The sequence below is a fragment of the Synechococcus sp. RS9902 genome (assembly GCF_014279635.1).
GTDB lineage: Bacteria > Cyanobacteriota > Cyanobacteriia > PCC-6307 > Cyanobiaceae > Parasynechococcus.
In genome coordinates this window covers 2,423,473-2,443,094 of record NZ_CP047949.1, presented here as the reverse complement: position 1 = coordinate 2,443,094, position 19,622 = coordinate 2,423,473, and the positions used below count along the sequence as shown (strand labels likewise).

Annotated in this window: 23 protein-coding genes and 1 pseudogene; 8 read left to right on the top strand and 16 right to left on the bottom strand. The window is 62.6% G+C overall.

Annotated elements, in window-relative coordinates:
* Nucleotides 1-6: 6 nt before the first annotated feature.
* On the bottom strand, nt 7-1,296 hold the full coding sequence (locus SynRS9902_RS13325; RefSeq protein ID WP_186509484.1) for an MFS transporter: 1,290 nt from the start codon (nt 1,294-1,296) through the stop codon (nt 7-9).
* Here SynRS9902_RS13325 and SynRS9902_RS13320 point away from each other — a divergent pair.
* Nucleotides 1,295-1,762, top strand: a complete 468-nt coding sequence (locus tag SynRS9902_RS13320) for a GNAT family N-acetyltransferase (RefSeq protein WP_186509483.1) — start codon at nt 1,295-1,297, stop codon at nt 1,760-1,762. The genes SynRS9902_RS13325 and SynRS9902_RS13320 overlap by 2 nt on opposite strands.
* On the opposite strand, the gene SynRS9902_RS13315 is transcribed toward SynRS9902_RS13320, so the two are convergent.
* Together SynRS9902_RS13315 and SynRS9902_RS13310 are read right to left on the bottom strand one after the other, a co-directional pair.
* The gene (locus tag SynRS9902_RS13315; protein WP_186509482.1) at nt 1,723-2,793 is read right to left on the bottom strand and encodes an anthranilate phosphoribosyltransferase family protein; all 1,071 of its coding nucleotides are present in this window, start codon (nt 2,791-2,793) and stop codon (nt 1,723-1,725) included. The two genes, SynRS9902_RS13320 and SynRS9902_RS13315, sit on opposite strands and share 40 nt — an antisense overlap.
* 72 nt (nt 2,794-2,865) lie before the next feature.
* Complete coding sequence (locus SynRS9902_RS13310) at nt 2,866-3,015, bottom strand: cyanate hydratase (RefSeq protein WP_370586309.1); 150 nt, start codon at nt 3,013-3,015, stop codon at nt 2,866-2,868.
* Between the two features lie 218 nt (nt 3,016-3,233).
* Here SynRS9902_RS13310 and cynS point away from each other — a divergent pair, with 218 nt between their 5' ends.
* A complete protein-coding gene (cynS, locus tag SynRS9902_RS13305; RefSeq protein WP_186509480.1) occupies nt 3,234-3,668 on the top strand; it encodes a cyanase in 435 nt (144 codons plus the stop codon).
* Between the two features lie 56 nt (nt 3,669-3,724).
* Here cynS and SynRS9902_RS13300 read toward each other — a convergent pair whose 3' ends face one another.
* From SynRS9902_RS13300 to SynRS9902_RS13280, 5 genes are all read right to left on the bottom strand, one after another.
* Nucleotides 3,725-4,447, bottom strand: a complete 723-nt coding sequence (locus SynRS9902_RS13300) for a HEAT repeat domain-containing protein (RefSeq protein ID WP_186510672.1) — start codon at nt 4,445-4,447, stop codon at nt 3,725-3,727.
* 7 nt (nt 4,448-4,454) lie between these two features.
* Entirely contained in the window at nt 4,455-5,342 is an 888-nt protein-coding gene (locus SynRS9902_RS13295) for a formate/nitrite transporter family protein (protein ID WP_186509479.1), read from the bottom strand.
* Between the two features lie 35 nt (nt 5,343-5,377).
* On the bottom strand, nt 5,378-5,512 hold the full coding sequence (locus SynRS9902_RS13290) for a hypothetical protein (protein WP_006851080.1): 135 nt from the start codon (nt 5,510-5,512) through the stop codon (nt 5,378-5,380).
* Between the two features lie 70 nt (nt 5,513-5,582).
* Nucleotides 5,583-7,124 carry a ferredoxin--nitrite reductase gene (locus SynRS9902_RS13285; protein ID WP_186509478.1) on the bottom strand — a complete coding sequence of 514 codons (1,542 nt, stop codon included), beginning with the start codon at nt 7,122-7,124 and terminating at the stop codon, nt 5,583-5,585.
* A gap of 258 nt (nt 7,125-7,382) precedes the next feature.
* The gene (locus SynRS9902_RS13280) at nt 7,383-7,697 is read right to left on the bottom strand and encodes a hypothetical protein (protein ID WP_186510686.1); all 315 of its coding nucleotides are present in this window, start codon (nt 7,695-7,697) and stop codon (nt 7,383-7,385) included.
* 42 nt (nt 7,698-7,739) lie between these two features.
* Here SynRS9902_RS13280 and SynRS9902_RS13275 point away from each other — a divergent pair, with 42 nt between their 5' ends.
* Together SynRS9902_RS13275 and cobA are read left to right on the top strand one after the other, a co-directional pair.
* Nucleotides 7,740-8,387 (top strand): DNA mismatch repair protein MutS, encoded by a 648-nt coding sequence (locus tag SynRS9902_RS13275; RefSeq protein WP_255446149.1) that lies wholly within the window; start codon nt 7,740-7,742, stop codon nt 8,385-8,387.
* Nucleotides 8,384-9,172, top strand: a complete 789-nt coding sequence (gene cobA / locus SynRS9902_RS13270) for a uroporphyrinogen-III C-methyltransferase (protein WP_006851537.1) — start codon at nt 8,384-8,386, stop codon at nt 9,170-9,172. The genes SynRS9902_RS13275 and cobA overlap by 4 nt, the downstream gene beginning before the upstream one ends.
* A 21-nt stretch (nt 9,173-9,193) precedes the next feature.
* On the opposite strand, the gene moaB is transcribed toward cobA, so the two are convergent.
* Nucleotides 9,194-9,691 (bottom strand): molybdenum cofactor biosynthesis protein B, encoded by a 498-nt coding sequence (gene moaB / locus SynRS9902_RS13265; RefSeq protein ID WP_115009764.1) that lies wholly within the window; start codon nt 9,689-9,691, stop codon nt 9,194-9,196.
* Between the two features lie 45 nt (nt 9,692-9,736).
* On the opposite strand from moaB, the gene SynRS9902_RS13260 reads away from it, so the two are divergent.
* Nucleotides 9,737-9,973 carry a MoaD/ThiS family protein gene (locus tag SynRS9902_RS13260; RefSeq protein ID WP_186509476.1) on the top strand — a complete coding sequence of 79 codons (237 nt, stop codon included), beginning with the start codon at nt 9,737-9,739 and terminating at the stop codon, nt 9,971-9,973.
* 3 nt (nt 9,974-9,976) lie between these two features.
* On the top strand, nt 9,977-10,405 hold the full coding sequence (locus tag SynRS9902_RS13255; RefSeq protein ID WP_186509475.1) for a molybdenum cofactor biosynthesis protein MoaE: 429 nt from the start codon (nt 9,977-9,979) through the stop codon (nt 10,403-10,405).
* Here the strand turns inward: SynRS9902_RS13255 and SynRS9902_RS13250 are convergent.
* On the bottom strand, nt 10,369-11,232 hold the full coding sequence (locus SynRS9902_RS13250) for an NAD-dependent epimerase/dehydratase family protein (protein ID WP_186509474.1): 864 nt from the start codon (nt 11,230-11,232) through the stop codon (nt 10,369-10,371). The two genes, SynRS9902_RS13255 and SynRS9902_RS13250, sit on opposite strands and share 37 nt — an antisense overlap.
* A 59-nt stretch (nt 11,233-11,291) precedes the next feature.
* Here SynRS9902_RS13250 and SynRS9902_RS13245 point away from each other — a divergent pair, with 59 nt between their 5' ends.
* Nucleotides 11,292-12,101, top strand: a complete 810-nt coding sequence (locus tag SynRS9902_RS13245) for a hypothetical protein (protein WP_186509473.1) — start codon at nt 11,292-11,294, stop codon at nt 12,099-12,101.
* Here the strand turns inward: SynRS9902_RS13245 and glp are convergent.
* The 4 genes from glp to SynRS9902_RS13225 all read right to left on the bottom strand — a co-directional run bounded on the left by glp (nt 12,086) and on the right by SynRS9902_RS13225 (nt 14,869).
* Nucleotides 12,086-13,336, bottom strand: coding sequence for a gephyrin-like molybdotransferase Glp (gene glp, locus SynRS9902_RS13240; protein ID WP_186509472.1), 1,251 nt, complete (start codon nt 13,334-13,336; stop codon nt 12,086-12,088). The genes SynRS9902_RS13245 and glp overlap by 16 nt on opposite strands.
* Entirely contained in the window at nt 13,320-13,796 is a 477-nt protein-coding gene (gene moaC, locus SynRS9902_RS13235; protein ID WP_186509471.1) for a cyclic pyranopterin monophosphate synthase MoaC, read from the bottom strand. Before moaC ends, glp begins: the two co-directional genes overlap by 17 nt.
* The gene (locus SynRS9902_RS13230) at nt 13,793-14,491 is read right to left on the bottom strand and encodes a carbonic anhydrase (RefSeq protein ID WP_186509470.1); all 699 of its coding nucleotides are present in this window, start codon (nt 14,489-14,491) and stop codon (nt 13,793-13,795) included. Before SynRS9902_RS13230 ends, moaC begins: the two co-directional genes overlap by 4 nt.
* Nucleotides 14,492-14,557: 66 nt before the next feature.
* Nucleotides 14,558-14,869, bottom strand: coding sequence for a hypothetical protein (locus tag SynRS9902_RS13225; protein WP_186509469.1), 312 nt, complete (start codon nt 14,867-14,869; stop codon nt 14,558-14,560).
* A 278-nt stretch (nt 14,870-15,147) separates the two neighbouring features.
* Here SynRS9902_RS13225 and SynRS9902_RS13220 point away from each other — a divergent pair, with 278 nt between their 5' ends.
* Nucleotides 15,148-15,615, top strand: a complete 468-nt coding sequence (locus SynRS9902_RS13220; protein WP_186509468.1) for a nitrate reductase associated protein — start codon at nt 15,148-15,150, stop codon at nt 15,613-15,615.
* Here SynRS9902_RS13220 and SynRS9902_RS13215 read toward each other — a convergent pair.
* Nucleotides 15,596-17,827, bottom strand: coding sequence for a nitrate reductase (locus SynRS9902_RS13215; RefSeq protein WP_186509467.1), 2,232 nt, complete (start codon nt 17,825-17,827; stop codon nt 15,596-15,598). The two genes, SynRS9902_RS13220 and SynRS9902_RS13215, sit on opposite strands and share 20 nt — an antisense overlap.
* Before the next feature lie 82 nt (nt 17,828-17,909).
* Nucleotides 17,910-19,450 (bottom strand): annotated as a pseudogene (locus SynRS9902_RS13210) (NarK family nitrate/nitrite MFS transporter).
* Nucleotides 19,451-19,622 lie beyond the last annotated feature (172 nt).

The following is a 19,622-nucleotide window of genomic DNA, read 5'->3' as shown; positions in this document are numbered from 1 at the left end:
TAGCAATCAGGACTGGCTTGGTTGTGTGTCTGAGATGTCCGGCAGAGGACTGCCGGCCACCAGGCCGATCACGATCACCAGCACGGTTGCTGCAGCCGCAAACGGGCTCACTGGACCCAGCAGGTCGTAGCTCAATCCCGCCAAGGGGGGGCCGAGAAAACTGCCCAAACTCTGCAGGGCCTGAAGGCTGCCGAGGGCGCTGCCTTGCCCCTCCCGACCCAGGCGCCGTGACACCAGGCTGCGCAGGCTTGGTGTGACCAAGCCGGTGCCCAGGGCCAGGATGCCGACGGCGGTGAAGATCGCACCGGCCCGATCGGATGCGCCGACGCTGGGGATCAGCAGGCATCCAATGATCACCAGGCCCAGGCCCAGCAAGGTCAGACGCCATTCACCAAACCGTTTCACCAGCGGCCCGATCAGCCCTCCTTGCACCACGGTGGCGACCACCCCCACCACAAGGAAGGCGGTGGTGGCGAGCTCAGGGCCCCAGCCGAAGCGCTGCTTGAAATAGAGCACCAGGATGGCGGTGAAGCCGTTGAAGGCCAGGAAGAAGAGGAAAAAAGCTCCGCACAGTCGCCCCACGCTGGGGTTCATCAGCACCTGGCTCAGCCGTGCAAACGGATTGAGGTCGCGTTTTCTGGGCAGGTTTTTGCGGGACTCCTGGGGATGGGTTTCCGGCAGCAGATTGAGCACCACCAAGAGGTTGAGTGCAGCGAAGCCTGTGGCCACCCAAACGGGAAGCGACACCGCCACTCGAGCCAGTTGCCCGCCAACGAAGGGGCCAAGGATGAAACCCAATCCAAAGGCCACGCCGATCAAGCCGAAGGCACGGGCTCGCTTGTCGGGAGGAGTGATGTCAGCGAGCACGGCGCTGGCTGTTGCCGCCGTACCTCCACTGATGCCGTCAATGATTCGTGCTGCGAACAGCAACAGCAGGGGTAGCAGGCTTTGGCTGGGCCAAGGCAGTGAAACCGTCACCGCAAAAAGGCCGAGCCCCACCACGGATCCTGCGACGCAGATGCTGATCACGGGGCGGCGGCCGTAGCGATCACTGAGCGCCCCGATCAAGGGAGTGACCAGGAACTGAGCCAGGGCATAGCTTCCCGCCAACAGCCCCAGGGTGCGTCCGTCTGGGGCGAACTGGGCCAGGAGAAAGGGCAACAGCGGAAAAACAATGCTTTCGCTGAGCCGGTCGTTGAGCAGCGTGAGAAACGCGCTGAGCAGTGTGGGAATCCGAGGACGCTGCAAGCTTGCTGCCACGCAGGAGAGACTCACATTCCCACAGGCGGCTGCCATGGCTTTGCGTCCGATCGCTCCGGAGGATCAACCGCTGTTGCGGGAGATCTATGCCGATGCGATCGAATCGCAGGCTCCCCTCCTTTATTCAGAGGAACAAGTCAGGGCCTGGGCGGCTTTGGCCTGGTTGCCCGGCGTGCTCGATGCGAGTTTTCGGGAGGGCTCGGGATGGCTCACCACCGATGGTTCGGCCTTTGCGATCCGCCATCCCGACGATCGTCTCTCGCTGCTCTATTGCCGTGGTTGTGCCTCGAGGCGGGGGCATGGCAGTGCCCTTCTGAACCAGGTCGAAGGGGATGCCCTGGAGTCCGGCGTCCAACAATTCCGAACGGAGGCCAGCCAGTTCAGCCGACCGTTGCTGGAGCGCCGTGGCTGGGTGGTGGAGGCGCCGGAAACGATCCTGATCGGAGGCGTTCCGTTCGAGCGCTATCGGATGGTCAAGCTGCTCCGCCAAGTGCAGAGTTGATCGAGCATGGATTGGGCCTGACCCGTCTGCAGAACGGATGCTGCCCGTTGAATGCCCTGTTCCAGGGATTCACTGCAGCCGGCGAACCACAGATAGGTGCCGGCGTTCCAGCGCAGGGCGTCGCAGAGAGGGCCTTTGTTCCGCAGGGCGTTGCGTGCCTGATCGGCCCAGGTGTTGTCGTCAGCCCATTCCACGTCGGCGTCGTGACAGCCATGGTCACGGGGGTGCAGGATCAATCGTTCCGCCTTGCCGTTCCGCACCCGGGCTGTGATGCAGGCGCGTCCGATGGGCAGGTCGGTGCCTCCTTCCAACCCCTTCACGGTGAGAATATCGGTTTCGCCGGCTTGCTTGAGGGCTTCCCAGGCGCGGGCTTCTGTTGGTGGGTGGACAAAGCCACTCACCAGGAGGTGGTCGCCCTCGTGGGGTGTCCAGAGCAGTTCCAGGCTGGCAACCGGGGGACGCTTGCCCAGTTCTTCGCGGTAGCCGATCAGGGTTTCCGCGATCGGGAAGTGATCCGGCTGGTGAATCAGGGCGAAACCGTTCTGCTGGAACCCGTCGGCAACGGCGCTGATCGGCAGACCTGTGAGGTCGAGATCGAGAAGGCGGAACAGATCAACAGCGGTGACGCCGTATTTGATCGGCATCCGGTCACCGCCCTGCAGAACCACTGGCTGATCACAGGCCAGCAGCACCAGCGCGGTGAGCGGGTAAATCGGCGCTGTGCGCGTGCGTCCGTCGTAGGGCATCCCGAAACACAGCGGTGCTCGACTGCCAGCGGTGGATTGCAGCACCGGGCCATGGGCTCGGTAGGTGTCGAGCATCCCCGTGAGTTCCTGGGGTTCGGGCCGTCGGATGCGATGGGCAATCAGGAAGGCGCCGATCTGTGCCGGGGTCGCTTCGCCCTGCAGCATCAGCTCCATGGCATCAGCCGCTTCCTCGCGACTCATGCCTTTGCTGGTGTGTTCACCGCTTCCCACCTTGCGCAGGTGCTGCTTGAAGCGGTCGCGGCCGGAGAGAACTGTGCTCGTCAAAGGTCCGGCCTCAGGCTGAGTTCAGTCTTCAGGAGCGACTGACCCAGCAGGGGTAGCAATTGCTACGAAAGCTCACGGCTTGCTCAGTCGGGATAACCCCTCGAAGCTGCCGTGGCGTGGATGCTGCGGGTGGTGGCGTCCTTCGGCGTAGTAGAGCCGCTCCAGGATCAGCTGGGGAGCGGTGGTTGGTGGCAAAAATTGTGTCTGAAGCAGGGTCGCCATGGATTGGAAAAATTGACTCATTTTAAATGTCTTCAATAGGAATAATCTCACACTCATCATTGGCCTTCTGGCTGTGCTTGTTGCTTCAAAAAAGGCTGTTGTTTTGTAGCTGATGTTTCATTGTTCAGTCAGCGTATGCGCAACAGTTTCCAAGCTGCTGAGACGTTCCTGCCTGGAATGCTGTTTTTGAAGCGGCCACAACATTTTTTCGTTCAATCATGACTGTTACTGCTGCCTTGATGGCTGCCAAGAAAGCCAAAGGCATGAGCTTTGCCGATTTGGAGGCGGCCATGGGCCTTGATGAGGTCTGGATTGCTTCCTTGTTCTATGGACAAGCCACGGCCTCCAAGGAAGAGGCTGAAAAGCTGGCTGAGCTGCTCTCCCTTGATCCGGCCATCACCGCTGCTTTGCAGGAGTTCCCCACCAAGGGAAGCCTCGATCCGGTGATCCCAACTGATCCCTTGATCTATCGCTTCTACGAGATCATGCAGGTCTATGGCATGCCCCTGAAGGATGTGATCCAGGAGCATTTTGGTGACGGCATCATGAGCGCGATCGACTTCACGCTTGATGTCGACAAAGTGGAGGATCCCAAAGGTGATCGCGTCAAAATCACCATGTGCGGCAAGTTCCTGCCTTACAAAAAGTGGTAAACAACCAAGTGTCTTGATTGAAGTCAGTCACCAAGCCCCGCAACAGCGGGGCTTTTTTATTGGCGGAATTGTTGGCTCAGTTGGGTGCTGGCCATTTTCCGCCGAACGTCGTCATTCAGCTCCTGGCTCAACTCCAGCAGGTAGCGCTGACTGGCAGGTGTGGCAATGCAACCGAGCGCGCGGAAGGCGGCTTCGGCAACAGGCAGGGAACCGTTTTCACAAAGCTCTGCAAGCTTTTCGCTGATTAACACGCCATCGCGGCGTTGCAGAACCCGAATGGCTGCCACAACGACTGGATCGCGAAAATCATTCAAAACCTCTTGGCAGAACTGCAGCAGTTCACCGTCGTCCAGGCAGTGGGACCGGAAGCTGAGCAGTTGCAGGCCGGCAAGTCGGTGCAGTTGGCCCGGGTGATGTAGGCAATTCACCACCACTGATTCGGGTACTTCGGCGCCCCAACAGGCGAGAGCCTGCACCACCATCAGGTTGGCGGCTTCATTGTCCGAGGTTTGCTCGAGTTGAGCCAACAACCAATCGCGGGCTTCGCTCTGGTGGCACAGCCCTGCCGCCATCACCAAGTCGGGAAGAACTCCGTGGTTGGCGAGGAGGTCTTGGATCACGGGCCAGCCACGCTCGGCCTGCATGCCAAGTTTTTCGCAGAGGGCTCGCCTCAGATCAACAGAAAGGCTGGGAGAGTAGACCTCCCCCAGCCAAGCGGGCTCCAACGGAGCGCGTCGAGATCGGGCGAGCCGTTCCCAGAGAACGGCTTCGTCGTTCATGGATGGATCAGCGGGCACCCAGTTCAGCAGCGAGCTCACGCTCCAGCTTTTCATCGTGCTCGGTGGGCAGCACGTTCTCCATCGGGGTGCGATGGGTGCTGTAGAAGAGCATGCCGATGAACACCATGCCGCCCACGATGTTGCCGAGGGTGACTGGCAGGAAGTTCCAGAAGATCACCTTGGTGAAGGGAACGCCTGAACCGAGGATTGGGCCAGCGGTGTGCAGGAACTGGTTCACCACGATGTGCTCCATGCCCATCGATTGGAAGGCGGTGATCGGAAGCCAGCAGGCCAGGATCTTGCCGGGAACGCTTTTGCTCACCAGAGCCATGGTCACGCCCAGGCAAACCAACCAGTTGGCAACGAGTCCGCGCAGGAAGGCGAGGAAGAATCCCATGCTTCCCAGGGCCTCGTACTTCTTCTCAACGTTGATTTGATTGAGGGCCATGATCTTCTGGGCCACGGCATCCCAGATCGGCGGGCCATCAGCCTCACCAGCGCCATCCATGGTGCCGCTGGTGAGGCTGATGGCCATGATCACGGCCACAACGGCGGTGCCGATCCAGTTGCCGATCCACACCCAGACCCAGTTGCGGAACGTGGCACCCCAGGTGCTCTTACCAGCCCATGTGGCCATCGGCAGCAGGGCGAAGTTGCCGGTCACCAGTTCCATGCCGAACAGCACGATGCTGGCGAAGCCGAAGGGGAACAGCAGCGAGCCCACGAAGGGGGCTTTGACGGTGATGCCCACGGTGAGGGCCAGGATCACCGCCAGGCCAAGGATGGCCCCGGAGTAAAAGCCACGGATCAGCAGGTTCTTCACGCTGACCGTTGATTTTTTGCCGCCGGCGGCAATCATGCCGTCGACAAGCTCATTGGGAAGGACGTAGTCCATCAGATGAGATTGAGAGTTGGACGAAGGTTTTGATGTCAGCCGCTGATGCGGTTCATCAGGCGGGAGAACAGATCAGGGCTTCCGCCCTGACGGTTGATGGCGGCTCCATCGCGACCACTGGCGCTGAGCCAGTTGACGAAACGAGAGAACACGTCGTTGCGGTTGGCCATGACGGTGAGGGGAAGTGGTCGATGCGGGGAGCCGTGACTTCAAAAGGAAGCGTCACGGCAACCGCTGCGATCAGGCCTTCGGGGTGGCCCCGAACTTCTCGATCAACACCTCTTTGAGAGCGGCCTTGATCTCATCGGCGGGGATGGCCTTGCGGTGGATTTCGCCGATGCTCGGGTTGGCGCCTTGGGACCCACCGATGGTCATCGTGTAGCCCTCTCCCATCACGCCTTCACTGTTTTTGGCCTTGGTGCCGGTGAGGCCGATGGCACCCATGTAGGCCTGGCCGCAGGTGTTGGGGCAGCCGGTCCAGTGGATCTTCAGCTCTTCAGGAAGATTGAGCTCATGGTCGAGTTCCTTGGCTGCTTCGAGCGCTTGGTCTTTGGTGTTAGTGAGGGCGAATCCGCAGTAGGTGTTGCCGGTGCAGGACACCGTTCCTGCGGAGATGTGACCGGGCTCCAGCGGGAAGCGTTGCACTAGGGCGTCTGCCTTCAGGGCGTCGAGTTTGTCGTTGGGAAGGCCAACGAGGATGACGTTCTGATCTTCGGTAAGACGCACCTCACCACTGCCGTAGCTGAGGCTTGCGGTTGCCAGATCCTGCAGATCCTGGGCGGTCAGGCGACCCACCGGAACGTGCAGTCCGGCGTAGGAGAGACCTTCCTGTTTCTGGGGATGGAAGCCGTAATGGGAGCGGGGCGTGGTGTTGAAAACAGAGCCCGGGTCTGGGGTCAACGGACCGAAGAGTTCTTCCACCTGGCTGCGGAACACGTCGTGGCCCACCTGATCCAGGTAGAGGCGGAAGCGGCCTTTGGGGCGCTTGTCGCGCTCACCGTTGTCGCGCCAGAGCCGGATCACGGCATCGGTCATCTTGCAGATTTCCTCTGGCTTCACCCAGGCGTTCAGGGGAACGGCATAGGCGTTCATCTGCGATGACAGAACACCGCCGATCCAGACGCCAAATCCCATCACCCCGTCCCGTTCCACGGGGTGGAAAACGATGTCGTTGTGCAGGAGGAAGTTGTCCTTCGCACCGGCAACGGCGGTGTTCCACTTGCGGGGCAGGTTCGAATATTCAGGGTTGCCCTGGCAGTTGTTGGTGAGGAAGTTCTGCAGCTCGGTGGTGTAAGGACGCGTGTCGACGATCTCGTTGGGATCAATGCCGGCGATGGGGTTGCCGGTGACGTTGCGGGGGTTGTCGAAGCCGGATTGGATCGTGCTGAGGCCGGCTTCCTTCAGACGCTTGAGAATTTCCGGCAGGTCTCCCAGCAGCACTCCCCGCAGTTGCAGGTTCTGACGGGTGGTGATGTCGCAGCTGCCGTTCTCGCCGTAGCGCTCAACGATGGAGCCAACCACCCGCAGTTGATCGGCCGTCAGCACACCATTGGGCACCCGCAGGCGCAGCATGAATTTGCCTGGCGTTTTCGGACGCCAGAACATGCCGTACCACTTCAAACGCAATTGAAGGTCGGTTTCATCCACCTGCTCCCAGCCGAGCTCGGCAAACTTTTCGATTTCGCTGCCGACCAACAGGCCATCTTTGGCCGCCTTGTTCTGCTCGATCTTGTTGAGCTTCTTGCCATCCAGATATGGCCTGGAGGGAGAGCTAAGGGTCATAAGTCGATTAACGAGTGGGCGGATTGATTGCTCAAAGACGAGGCGCGAATCAATCGAGATGGCCCGAAGACCGACAACGCTTCAAAACGAAGGGGAGCGTTGGGTTGACTGAATAAACACTGCGACGGCAACCCTGGTCCGTAACAAATGGAACACTTTTGGTGTTGATCCATTCCAGGGGCTTTGTCCTCTCGGATTTGTAAAACCGGCTACATCTGACGGTTCCCGCGAGGCCGTAAAAGGCAACTTGTTTCTGCCTCAGTATTGGCGTCCGATTTCGCCAACCATGCGTACCGCTCCGGCCCGGAGCATCTGCCAAACCCGCTTCATCGCAGCGAAGTCTTGGTCGAGTTCGGAGGGTCCAGCGGGGCGGTCGAAGCTTCGGTCGTACCGGTCATGCCGGTCGTAACGGGCCTCCCTGGGCTCGTATCCCCAGTTGTACCTGTCGTACCGGTCGTCCCGGGCGTCGTACCTGTCGTCTCGGGAGTCGTACCGCTCCATCCGTCCGTCCAGCGGCTCCCGGTAGGAGCGGCTGTCCAATGGGGCACGATCAAAACGACGGCGGGGCGCCATGACTCATCCAACGTTCACAACAACCCGATGACATCAGCCGGCATGGTCATCAATCCGTGGCCATTGCTACGGAATGATGCTTCCGATGGGGGGCGGCAAGGGTTGCATCTGGTGGTGCATGGCCGCAGTGGCGGTGTTGTTCCTGAGTGTCTGGCTTCTCTGCCGGACCTTCTGGCTCAGCGGCGCTCAGCGCCCGTGCAGTTGGAGGTGCTGACGGCTGAACAACCCGTATCGGCGCTTCCCCAATCCTCTTGGATCGTTCCGTTGCTACTGCTGCCTGGGGCGCACGCCCGCACGGATGTGCCGGCGATTCGCAGCAGGCTTCGTGGATCCGGAGCCAGTGTGCGGTTGCTGCCCTTTCTGGGCTCTTGGACCACGTGGTGGAACGCTGTGCTCTCAGCACTGCCGTCGTCTGATCGTGCTGATGCCGTGCTGGTGCACCATCCCCTGCGCCCGGGGGTGGCGGATCGCTTCCTCGCGATGCTGGCGTCTCGCCTGGCTTTGCCGTTGGTTCCCTTTGATGCCTGGCCAGCGTTCCAGCAGCGCCACCCCAGGGCTTGGCCACTTCCATTAACCCTCGCGCCAAACCGCATGACGGATGCGTTGAGCGAAGCTGGTGGATTGCCTCCTCTGCTGGAGCATCCCCCCACCCGTCAGGCCCTGATCGATCTGCTTGTTTCTCTGCCGTGACCACCGCTGAACAAACCGGAACCGTTTATCTGGTGGGAGCCGGTCCCGGTGATCCCGAGTTGCTCACGCTGAAGGCGCATCGGCTGCTGAGCCAGTGCGATGCCCTGGTGTACGACTCGCTGGTGCCCGAGGAAGTGCTGGATCTTGTGCCGGCAACCTGCGAACGTCGTTTTGTCGGCAAGCGTCGCGGACATCATTCGGTGCCCCAACCCAGCACCAATGCCGTGCTGGTTGAAATGGCCCAGAAGCACAGCACCGTGGTGCGCTTGAAGGGGGGTGATCCCTTCCTGTTTGGTCGTGGAGGGGAAGAAGCCGCTTACCTGGCGGAGCGAAACATTCCTGTTCAGGTGGTGCCTGGTGTCACCGCTGGCATTGCTGCCCCTGCCTACGCCGGAATTCCCGTCACCCACCGGCGGGCGGGGTCATCGGTGACCTTCGTCACCGGTCATGAGGAAATCGACAAGCGCCGTCCTTCCGTGGATTGGCGTGCCCTGGCTGCGGCCAGTGACGGATTGGTGATCTACATGGGGCTGCACAACCTGCCTCGGATCGCAGAGGAGCTGATGGCGGGTGGTTTGGCTGCGACTACCCCCGTGGCGGTGATCCAGCAGGGCACGGTGGCGGGGCAACGCTGCCTCAAAGCCACCTTGGTTGACGTTGCCGACCAATGCCGAGCCGAAGCCTTCAAATCACCCTCGATCGTTGTGGTGGGTGAGGTGATTGATCAGCAGGTTGAAGCCTGCATGCCAACACCGGCAGCGGTCACGATGCCGATTCCGTTCTGAACGGCTCCGTTTGATTCCGCTCTATTCCTTCAAGCGAGCCCGGAGCTGGGCCAGGTTGCACGGTCGGGTGTCGGCATCGAGTTGAGCCCGGATGAGCCGGTTCCAAGCGGTGGTCACCGCATCCAGAGATCCCGGCAGCACAAACACGAATGTGCCGTTGGCCACGCCGGCCAGGCAGCGGCTTTGCAGGGTGCTGGTGCCGATGCTCTCGAAGGAGAGCACACGGAACAGTTCACCGAATCCTTCGATGGTTTTGTCCAGCAGCGGTGCCACCGCTTCGGGGGTGCCATCGCGGCCGGTGAGCCCGGTTCCGCCGCTGGTGATCACCACATCAACCGCAGGATCGGCGATCCAGCGGCTCAGTTCACGGCGGATTTGATAGCGATCATCCGGGCAGAGTTGTCGCTCCTGAAGGCGATGCCCCGCGTCTTCAAGGCTGCGCTGCAGCTGATCTCCGCTGCTGTCGTCCGCCAGGGTGCGTGTGTCGGAGATGGTGAGCAGGGCGATGGAGAGGCCCATGGCACAGCGGCGGAGCCCTCGGACGCTAGAACCACTCCAGCTGCAATGGACGCGGTGCTGAAGGTGCTGCTGTTCGCTTCCCTGCGAGAACGCGCCGGTTGGGCCGATCGTTCCCTTCCCTTCACACCAAGCGTCTCGACGGCTCGTGAGGTCTGGAATCAGCTGGATCTTGGTCCGCTGGAGGGCATCAGCATTGCGGTGAACCAGGAGTTGGTCGGTGCCGATCAGCCGTTGCAGGCCGGTGATGAGCTGGCCTTTCTTCCACCGTTCACGGGGGGGTGAAGCGTGACCGATTGCCGTGTGGAGGTGTGCCCGGATCCCTTTGATCCTTGGCAGCAACTGGCGCTTTGGAGCGGGGATGCCGCGGCCGCGGCGATCTTCATTGGTCGGGTGCGTCCCTCCACGATGGATGGCCGGCCTCTGGAGGCACTTGAGCTGGAGCACTTCCCCGGCCTTTGCGAACGTCAGATCACGGCCATGGCGCAGCGCCTGCAGCAGGAGCACCGGACGGGGCCGATTTTGGTGCTGCATCGGGTGGGCAAGCTCGCCCCCGGTGAGCCGATCGTGCTGGTGGCGGTGCAGGCCGATCGTCGTGGGGCGGCGCAGCGCTGCGCCGCCGCCTTGTTGGAGCAACTCAAGCACCAGGCCCCGTTCTGGAAGCGGGAGTGGTGCGCTGGTCAGGGCACCTGGTTGGAGGCCAACACGCCACTCTGATCAAGGCGTGGGTGCTGCAGCTGGTAGCCCAGCTGTTTGAGCCGGTTGTTGCGGATCCGCCGGCCCCCTGAGCCCGGTTCGTCCTGCCCAAGCCAGCGCACGGGCGCCAGGCCCTGGCGCTGCAGGCTGCGCCCCACTAGGTCCCGCAGCCGAATCGGCTCGTCGTTGACCACATTCACCAGGCCGGCCCATTCAGCATCGAGAGCTGCTTCCAGGGCACCGGCAGCATCCGCCACATGCAGCCAGTTGCTGTAGGTAGAGCCGCTGCCAGGGCGTTCCAGTCCGGCGAGCCCGCGCAGGCGTCGGTTGAGATCGCGGCCAGGGCCATAGAGCGCCCCGAGGCGCAGGATGCACACCCGCAGGCCGCTGATGCCGCTGAGCAGTCGTTCGCTTTCCAGCAAAACATCGCCATGGCCGCGGCCTGGCGCGGGAGGCGTTTGCTCATCCACCCAGTCCCCCGCGGCATCGCCGTACACCGAGCAACTGCCCGTGTAGACGATCTGCCGCAGTTTCGGCAGTTGTGGCAACAGCGACTTCAGGCAATGGAAGCTGTCGACGAAGGTGCGGCGGTAGCCGTTGGCATCCACCTGGCGATCTCCCTTAGGCCCGAGGCAGAACACGGCGCTGCTGCTCTGCCGCAGGGCGTTCCGCAATTGCACGGGGTCTGTGGCGTCGCACAGCTCCACCCGATCGGCCAGGGAGCTGAGTTGCTCCAGCCGTGCGCTGGTGGTGGTGGTCAGCGTCAGCTTCAGCTGGGGGCGTCTTGGTTGCAGCCGCTCCGCCAGAGCGAGTCCCACGTAGCCGCAGCCAACGATCGTCAGGTCCATGGCCGAGATGGCTGTTGGCGCGACCCTAAGGAGATCGACCGTTCCATGCCGTCACGGACATGACTGATCAATGGACCCTCAACCGCCGCAATTTCTCGGGCCATTGGCAGGGCTGTGGTTCTTGGTTTGAGCGGGACGGCAGCGGTCGGCTGGATCTGCAGCATCCGACTCGTCGGATCGACCCCACCACCTACGCGATTTCCTTTTCCGATGACGACCACGGGGTGTGGGATGGATCGGGTCTGGCCTTTGCCCCCGGGGGTAAGGCCACCTATCCCATCAGCCGGGCCACCTACAACGCCGGCGGAGGCTGCTGGCAGTTCCCCGGGGCGGGCGGTCAGTCCAGCCGGGGGTTGGATGCCGAGCGTCCCCGCTTCGGCCATGAGATCAACCTGTTCTGCGGTCGTTCCCGCTCGATGCTGGTGCTGCTCTGGGAACCGCTTGACGGCGGCTGGCGTTTGCAGCGTGTTGGGGCGGTTGGTTTCCGTTGCTTGAACAGCACCGATCCCGAACCCGACCGTCCCGCATGCGGGACACCCGAGGCCCTGCTGGCGCCGCTGCAGGGATGGAGTGGCGAGCGGCAGATGCTCAAGCCGCAGGCGGGGGTGAACGGCCAGGCGGAGGACGCCGCTTCGCTGGTGTTCGATCCAAGCCAGCTGTTGCATAACGTCTGCTCAGCGGTGATGCCCGACGGCCTGGTGTTCTCGGTGCCCAGTGAGCTCCCCAGTGCGCCCTTCAGCCTCGAGATCGGTGGCCGTCTCGGCGCTGACCTGTTTCAGCAGATCAGCATCCATTTCGATTCATCGGGCCAGCTCATGGCCTGGGAGCGCCGCTGCTTTCAGCCTGATCCGGCTCAGAAAATCCGCTGACGAATCAGCTGGGCCCAGAGACGGGTGCCGCTTTCGAGCGGGCCTGCTTCCGCTGGCAGTTCCAGCAGCAGATCGGCCTGTTGCAGGGAACCGATCCTGGACGAGGCCTGCGAGCCATCCACCCGTGCCAGCAGCGTTCCTGCGGCGTTGGTGTCGAGGCGGGCCCGAGCCAATTCCGGTCGTCCCGGTCGGCGGGACAACGGGTCGGCCAGTTCCACCATCACCCGGGGGAACAGTTCCGGTTCGCTCTGGCCCTCCAGAACCTGCAGGGCGGGCCAGAGCAGTTGCAGGGCGGTGACCGCCGCCGCCACGGGATTGCCCGGCAGACCGAAAAATGGCACGCCTTCGCCGATGCTGCCGAAGGCGAAGGGGCGCCCCGGGCGTAGGAACAGTTTCCAGAAGTCCACGGCACCCAGCTCAGCCACCAGTGGTCGGATCCAATCGGTGTCGCCAGCGGAGACACCGCCGGTGCTCACCACCACGTCGCAGTCATGGGCCAGATCCAGCAGGGCCTGGCGCAGGGCGTCGGGTTGATCGGCCACCACCCGTCGCTTGGTCACCGATTGCCCGAGGGCCCGGAGCATCGTCTCCAGAAGCGTGCCGTTGCTCTCCCAGATGGCACCGGGTTGCCGCGCTGTGCCGGGTGGCACCAGCTCGTCCCCGCTGATCAGCAGTCCGATGCGGGGTTGCTGCGCAACGGTTAGGTCGGCGATGCCGCAGCTGGCAAGGCGTGCGAGATCGGCGGCACCGAGGCGCTGTCCAGCGGCCAGCAGCAGGTCCCCCGGTCGGCATTCCTCATCCTCGGGGCGAATCCAGGCACGATCCGACGCCTCTTTCACCAGCTGGACGCTGGTGCCTTCCACGCTGATCAGCTCCTGGGGCAGCACCCAGCCGGCACCGTCCGGCAGTGGAGCGCCGGTGAGGATGCGGATCGCATCGCCGTTGGCCAGGGTCCCGTTGAAGGGCTGGCCGGCGGCGGAGCGTCCCTTCAGCTGCCAGGTGTCCCCAGGTTTGGGCTGGTGGCTCTGCCCCAGGGCGTAGCCGTCCATGATCGAAGCCCGGAATCCCGGAACGGCCGCGCTGGCCAGCACATCCGCAGCGCTCACCCTGCCGAGGGCTTGCTGCAGCGGCACTGTGTTGCTGGCTGTGATCGGCTGAAGCGCCGCCAGAACCCGTCGACGTGCCTCTTCCAGAGGTAGCCCTTCGCGTCCGTAGGGCTCAGCGTTTCCAGACACCGTTCCGCCCTCCTTCTTTGAACTCCAGCTGGATCGCCTCGATCGTCATGGCTGGATCAACCGCCTTGAGCATGTCGTAAAGGGTCAGTAGCCCCACGGATACGGCCGTCATCGCCTCCATTTCCACCCCGGTCTGACCTGTGGTGCGGCAACGGCAGTGGACCACCAGGCCAGGCAGGGAGGCGTCGGCGTCGATCGACACATCCATGCCACTGAGTGGCAGCGGATGGCACAGGGGAATCAGCTCCCAGGTGCGTTTGGCGGCCTGGATCGCTGCCACCCGGGCGACCGCCAGCAGATCTCCTTTCGGTGTCTCGCCCCGCTGGATCAGGCCGAGGGTTGAGGCGTCCATGCGAATGGCGCCACGGGCATGGGCTTCGCGGTGGCTGGTCGGCCGGTCCCCCACGTCCACCATGTGAACCTCGCCTTGCTGGTTCAGGTGACTCAGGTCTTGCGTCATTCGATCAAGCTCACAACACCGCTATTGAGTTGGAAACAACCCACCACCAGTTTCAGCGCACCGCTGGCTTTGGCTTCAGCCAGAACGGCGCTGCGTTGAATCAAGGTGGAGGCGCTGGCGAGGGCGTTGCGCTTCACGGCGTCCTCGATATCGCTGCTGCCGTTGATGTTCTCCCGGATGGGTTGGATCAGTCGGTCCAGGGAGGGGGTCAGCGGGTTGGTGTCCATCGCCGCCGTCACGGCTCCGCAGCCACTGTGTCCCATCACCATCAGCAGTGGCGTCTTGAGAACGCTGACGCTGTATTCAACCGAGGCAATGGCTTCGGTGAATGCGGTGTTGCCGGCGTTGCGGATCACGAACAGCTCGCCAGGCGTGGTGTCGAACACCCAGCTCGGCGACACCCGTGAATCAGAGCAGGTGAGCACGGTGGCCCAGGGATGTTGGTTGGTGGCCAACGCCCTGGGGGAGTTGAAGCAGCGCGGGTTAGCGCCCGCCGTTCGGGGCGTCGTTCCGTTGTTTTGCTCGGCCAGGCGCCAGGCCTTGGCAAACCGGCGGTTTCCCGCCATCAGGGCCTCGAGTGGATCATTCGGGATGCAGAACCCCTTCTCTGCTGCCTCAACGGGGCGCGCTTGGATCAGGGCGGCCAAGGCCAGGCCGCCCGTTCGCTGTAGGAAGTGACGGCGCTGAATCCCCATGCCGGCACCTTATGCGGGCCGGCTGGTGGGACGTGCGATCTGGGCTGTTTTATTTGGGCCCTGCGATCAGCGCTCGCCGAAGGGAGCCCAGAGGGTGGCTTCGGAGCCCACAACAGGCTCAACAGCGGGCTGGATGGCAGCAGTTGGTTGGGCTGTCGCGCCTGCGGTGGCACTGGCGATGTCGCGCTCGGCCAAGGGAGCCCAGAGAGCAGCAGGACCGGCGATCACCGGTTCCACTGCAGCGGCACCAGCCTGAACGGAGGCTGTCTGGCTGCGCACCAGCTGTACGGCGAGGGAACCAACGATGAAGGCACCCAGGAAACCGGCGGCCAGGGTGATCGGGCTGCGGCCGGAAGCGGACGAGATGCTGCTGGTCACGGCAGAAACTCTTTGAACAGAGCTTCAGTATGGAAAAAATTGGTGTGGACGACTACTAAACGGTTTGAATTGTGTAGCGGAATTAACAGTTTCTATGGAATCAAAGCCCTGCATGGGTTGCTGTTGGAGTGCTTCAGCCGTGACCCATCCATGGGACATTCCCAGCAGCATTCCGAGGGAGAGGGCGAAGCGCACAGGCCGAGATTTGTATCGATATAAACATCTCTGTTTTCGTGGACTTCCGTTGTCATCATTGACACCGATCAAGGCTTTGGTTGATGTCAAGCCGTTGTGATTCCGCCAGCCATTGCTTTGCCTTTGAACAGGACTTCATCGGCAACTGGCGCTGCATCCCTTTGTGTGTGCGACGCAAATTGGATCTGTGTGGGGTGAAGTTAAAGCTCAACCACTGGCTTGAGCTTTCCCAGGAGCAACGTCAAGCCCTGGTGGATTGGCCGGATGCCGCCGATGCTCTCGAGCATCTGCGCCAACACCTGCGCGATTGCACGCGCTCCATGGCCGATGGAATGGCCAAGGATCTGCCTCCGGTGAGTGGTGCCCCTTGGCAACAGCAGGCGGAGCTGCCCGCTGTGGTGCAGGAGGCGGCCACAGTGCGGGGCGTGGTGCTGACCCTGGAGCAGTGGACCCGGCTCAGTGAGCTGGATCGCTTTGCCTTGTGCAAGTTGGCCCGGCCTGGGCACGACCACCACAACCTTGAGGCAGCCTTCAGCGAAGTGCTGGTGTGAGCAGCCGGCGCAGGGCCTCCAACCGCCCTTTCTGCTGTTCAACGGGCTTCACCACCGAGACGGCGGGAGCCACGATCACTGCGCAGGCCTTGAGTTCAGGCTGCTTTGACACAGGGCAGGCCTCGTCGTGCATGAGGGTGTTGGCTTCGCAGGCCTTCTCCTGGGTGAATCCCCAGTGCATCGGCAGGAAGACCGATCCACGCCGGATGCGATCGGTGACTTTCACCGTGGCGGTGAGGTGGCCGCGGCGTGAGCTGATCGCCGCCAGTTCACCGTTGCGCAGTTTCAAGTCCTGCGCGTCACCGGGGTGAATCTCCAGCAGCGGCTCGGGATGCTGTTTCATCAGCCGTTCCACCTTGCCGGTGCGGGTCATCGTGTGCCACTGGCCCAGGTAGCGGCCCACCGTCAGCACCAGCGGATAGGTGTCGCAGGGGGGTTCCGCCAGTCCCAGCGGTTGATCGGTGCTGAAGCGGGCGCGTTTGTTGGGGGTGGCGAATTGATGGTCTTCGTAGAGGCGTTTGGCTTCTGTGGTGGGGGTGCTGCCGCTGGGATAGGGCCATTGCTGCGGTCCTTCGCCTTCCAGAAGTTCATGGCTGAGGCCGCTCACATCGCAAAGCCTGCCCTGGGTGAGAGCCGTGAATTCGGCGTACACCTCAGCTGCTGATTCGAAGTTGAACTGCTCGCTGTAACCCAGGCGCCGGCCCACCTCGGCAAACACCTCCCAGTCGGGACGGCTCTCGCCGAAACGACGCCGGTAGGCCGGGCAGTAGGTGACCCGCCGTTCGGAATTGGTCATGGCGCCGGCCTTCTCGCTCCACTGGGCTGCGGGCAACAGCAGATGGGCGTAGTGGGACGTTTCCGAGTCGGCGTAGGCCTCGCTCACCACCACCAGCGGGCACTTCTGCATGGCTGACTTCACCCGGTCGAGATCCGGGAGGCTCACCAGGGGGTTGGTGGCGGCCACCCACCACAGATCCAGCGCCTCCTGTTCCATGGCTTCGATCTGCTGCCAGGCCGCCAATCCGGGCTTGGCGTTGATTCGTCCTGCCGGCAGTTGCCAGGCCTGCTCCACTTCCGCGCGGTGTTCGGCGTTGGCCACAAGGCGGTAGCCCGGCAGCAGGTGGGCCAGGCCTCCGGCTTCGCGTCCACCCATGGCGTTGGGTTGGCCGGTGAGGGAAAACGGGCCCGCTCCTTGCTTGCCGATCTGGCCGGTGAGCAGATGCAGATTGATCAGCCCCTGCACCACGGCCGTTCCTTCACGGCGTTGGTTCACCCCCATCGACCAGAGGCTGAGCACCTTCTCGCGCCGGTGGAACAGAGCCGCCACTTCCCGCAGGCGTTTTTCGGGGATGTTGCAGAACAGGGCCACCCGTCTTGGGGTCCAGCGGGCGGCGACGTCAAAAAAGGCGTCGTAATTCTCGGTGTGGTCGTCGATGAAGGCCGGATCCTGGCCGTTTTCGCGCAGCACCAGGTGGGCAATGCCGTGCAGCAGGGCCAGGTCGCTGCCCGGTGCAATCGGCAAGTGGATATCGGCGGCTTTGGCGGTGTCGGTGCGGCGTGGATCCACCACCACGATCTTCACGCTGCCGGGGTTTTTGCGTTTTCGCTTCAGCAGCCGCTGGAACAGCACCGGGTGGCATTCGGCCGTGTTGGTGCCGATCAGAAACGCCACTGTGCAGTGGTCGAGGTCCTCATAGCTGCAGGGGGGACCATCGGAGCCCAGGCTGCGGGTGTAGCCCGCCACCGCTGAGCTCATGCACAGCCGTGAGTTGGCGTCGAAATTGTTGGTGCCCAGGGCGCCTTTCAGCAGTTTCTGGGCGAGGTAGTAATCCTCGGTGTGGAATTGACCGGAGCCATACATGGCAATGCCATCGGCGTTGCCGCGCCGGGCCACGCTCGCTTGGATCTGGCCGGTGATTTTGTTGAGGGCGTTGTCCCAGCTGATCGGCGCGAAGTCGTCCTCAAGGGTCTGGCGGAACAGGGGTTGGCGCAGGCGGCCTGGGGCCAGGGTTTCGCCGATGGTGGCGCCCTTGATGCAGACCTGGCCAAGGCTGGAGGGGTGTTCGCGGTCGCCGCGGGCGGTCCACATCGGGTTGCCCTCAGCATCCCGCTTCACGGCCTCACCCTTCACGGCAGGAGGCAAGAGCTCCAGGCCACAACCAACGCCGCAGTAGGGGCACTGGCTGCGCACACTGCGGGGTGAGTTGGTCATGCAGGAACCAAAAAAAGAACAAAACCCGGAGCCGAAGCTCCGGGTCGTTGTGCAGCGACAAAGTGCTGCGGAGGTTGATGGATCAGGCGGTTTCGCCTTCGTGCAGGTCTGCGAAGGACCCCTTGGGCTCCTTCAGGAAGAAGAAGCAGAAGAAGGCCACGATCAGACCGGCCACACCCAGGATCTGGAAGAAGGCACTGTTGGAAGCCGCGATCACCTCGGGGGTGGGTTCGCCGCCGCCGCCCATCCACATCGGTAGGAGGCTGAAGATGGTCAGGTAGGTCACAGCACCAACGTTGCCGTAGGCACCCACCAGGCCGGCCACCTGACCGGTGACGCGACGCTTGACCAGGGGCACCAGCGCGAAGGTGGCGCCTTCACCGGACTGCACAAAGAAGGAGGCGAGCATGGTGATCACCACGGCAACGGCGATGCCGGTGGTGCCGGTGAAGGTACCCGGCTTGATCATGCTCATCACCAGGTAGCCCACGCCGAGACCGGCGGTGAGGAAGCCCATGGTGTTCTTGCGGCTGCCGACGCTGTCGGAGATCAGACCGCCAGCAGGGCGGGCGACCAGGTTCACGAAAGCGAAGCAGGACGCCAGGATTCCGGCGGTGGCCTTCGGCAGATCGAAGGTGGTTTCAAAGAAGGTGGGCAGCATCGAAACCACGGCCAGTTCGGAGCCGAAGTTCACGATGTAGGTGAGCTCGAGGATCGCCACCTGGCGGAACTCGTAGCGGTCTTCCTTGGGATAAACCTTGTTGCCGAGGATCAGGTCGCGGTTGGTGCGGATGATTCCCCAGGTCTGGAAGGCAAACCAGACGGCAACGGCACCGAGGGCCAGGGGGTAGGTGCTTGCGGTGAGGAAGCCCACCTTGGACAGGCGCCAGCAGAGCACGCAGAGGATGGCTGCGAAGGGCACGTTCATGCCCAGCAGACCCCAGAAGTCGCGCATGGAGGTGACTTCCAGACCTGCAGTTTTCTCAGGGCGCTGATACGTCTTGCCGGGGGGGTGTCGGTGACGTTGAAGAAGTAGAAGAGGCCGTAGACGGCGGAGACGATGCCGGTCAGAGCGATGGCACCGCGCCAGTTCAGAACAGCGCCGGTGGGCAGTTCGAAGCCGCCGGAGAAGGAGAGGAAGCCAGCGAGGGCCACCATGGAGAGGGCGGAGAAGGCGGATCCGAAGTTGCCCCAACCGCCGTAGATGCCTTCAGCCAGGCCGATTTCCTTGGGCGGGAACCACTCGGCCACCATGCGGATGCCGATCACGAAGCCGGCGCCAACGATGGAGAGCAGCAGACGGGCCACCACCAGCTGGTTGAAGTCCTGAGCGGAGGCAAACAGCAGGCAGGGAATCGCCGAGAACACCAGGATCGAGGAGTAGGTGATCCGGGGTCCGAATTTGTCCAGCAGCATGCCGATCAGCACGCGCGCCGGAATGGTGAGGGCCACGTTGCAGATGGCCACGGTGCGGATCTGACCAACGGTCAGACCGAGGTCCGCTTTCACGGTGGTGGCCAGAGGGGCCAGGTTGAACCAGACCACGAAGGTCAGGAAGAAGGCGATCCAGGTCAGGTGAAGGGTTCGGTACCTGCCCTGGAACGACCAAAGGTCGCCAAGCATTGAGGAGAAGAGAGGGAACCTCGGGCTTCAAAAGGAAAGGTGCCCGGGGATGGCAAAACGGTCGAAAAGAGAATCCGTTTGACCCGCGCAGTTAATCAATTCGCCGACCCCTTGTTTGGTCAGATTGGTTACCGATTTGTGTTTTTGTGTTGCCAAGCAAACATCAATGGGG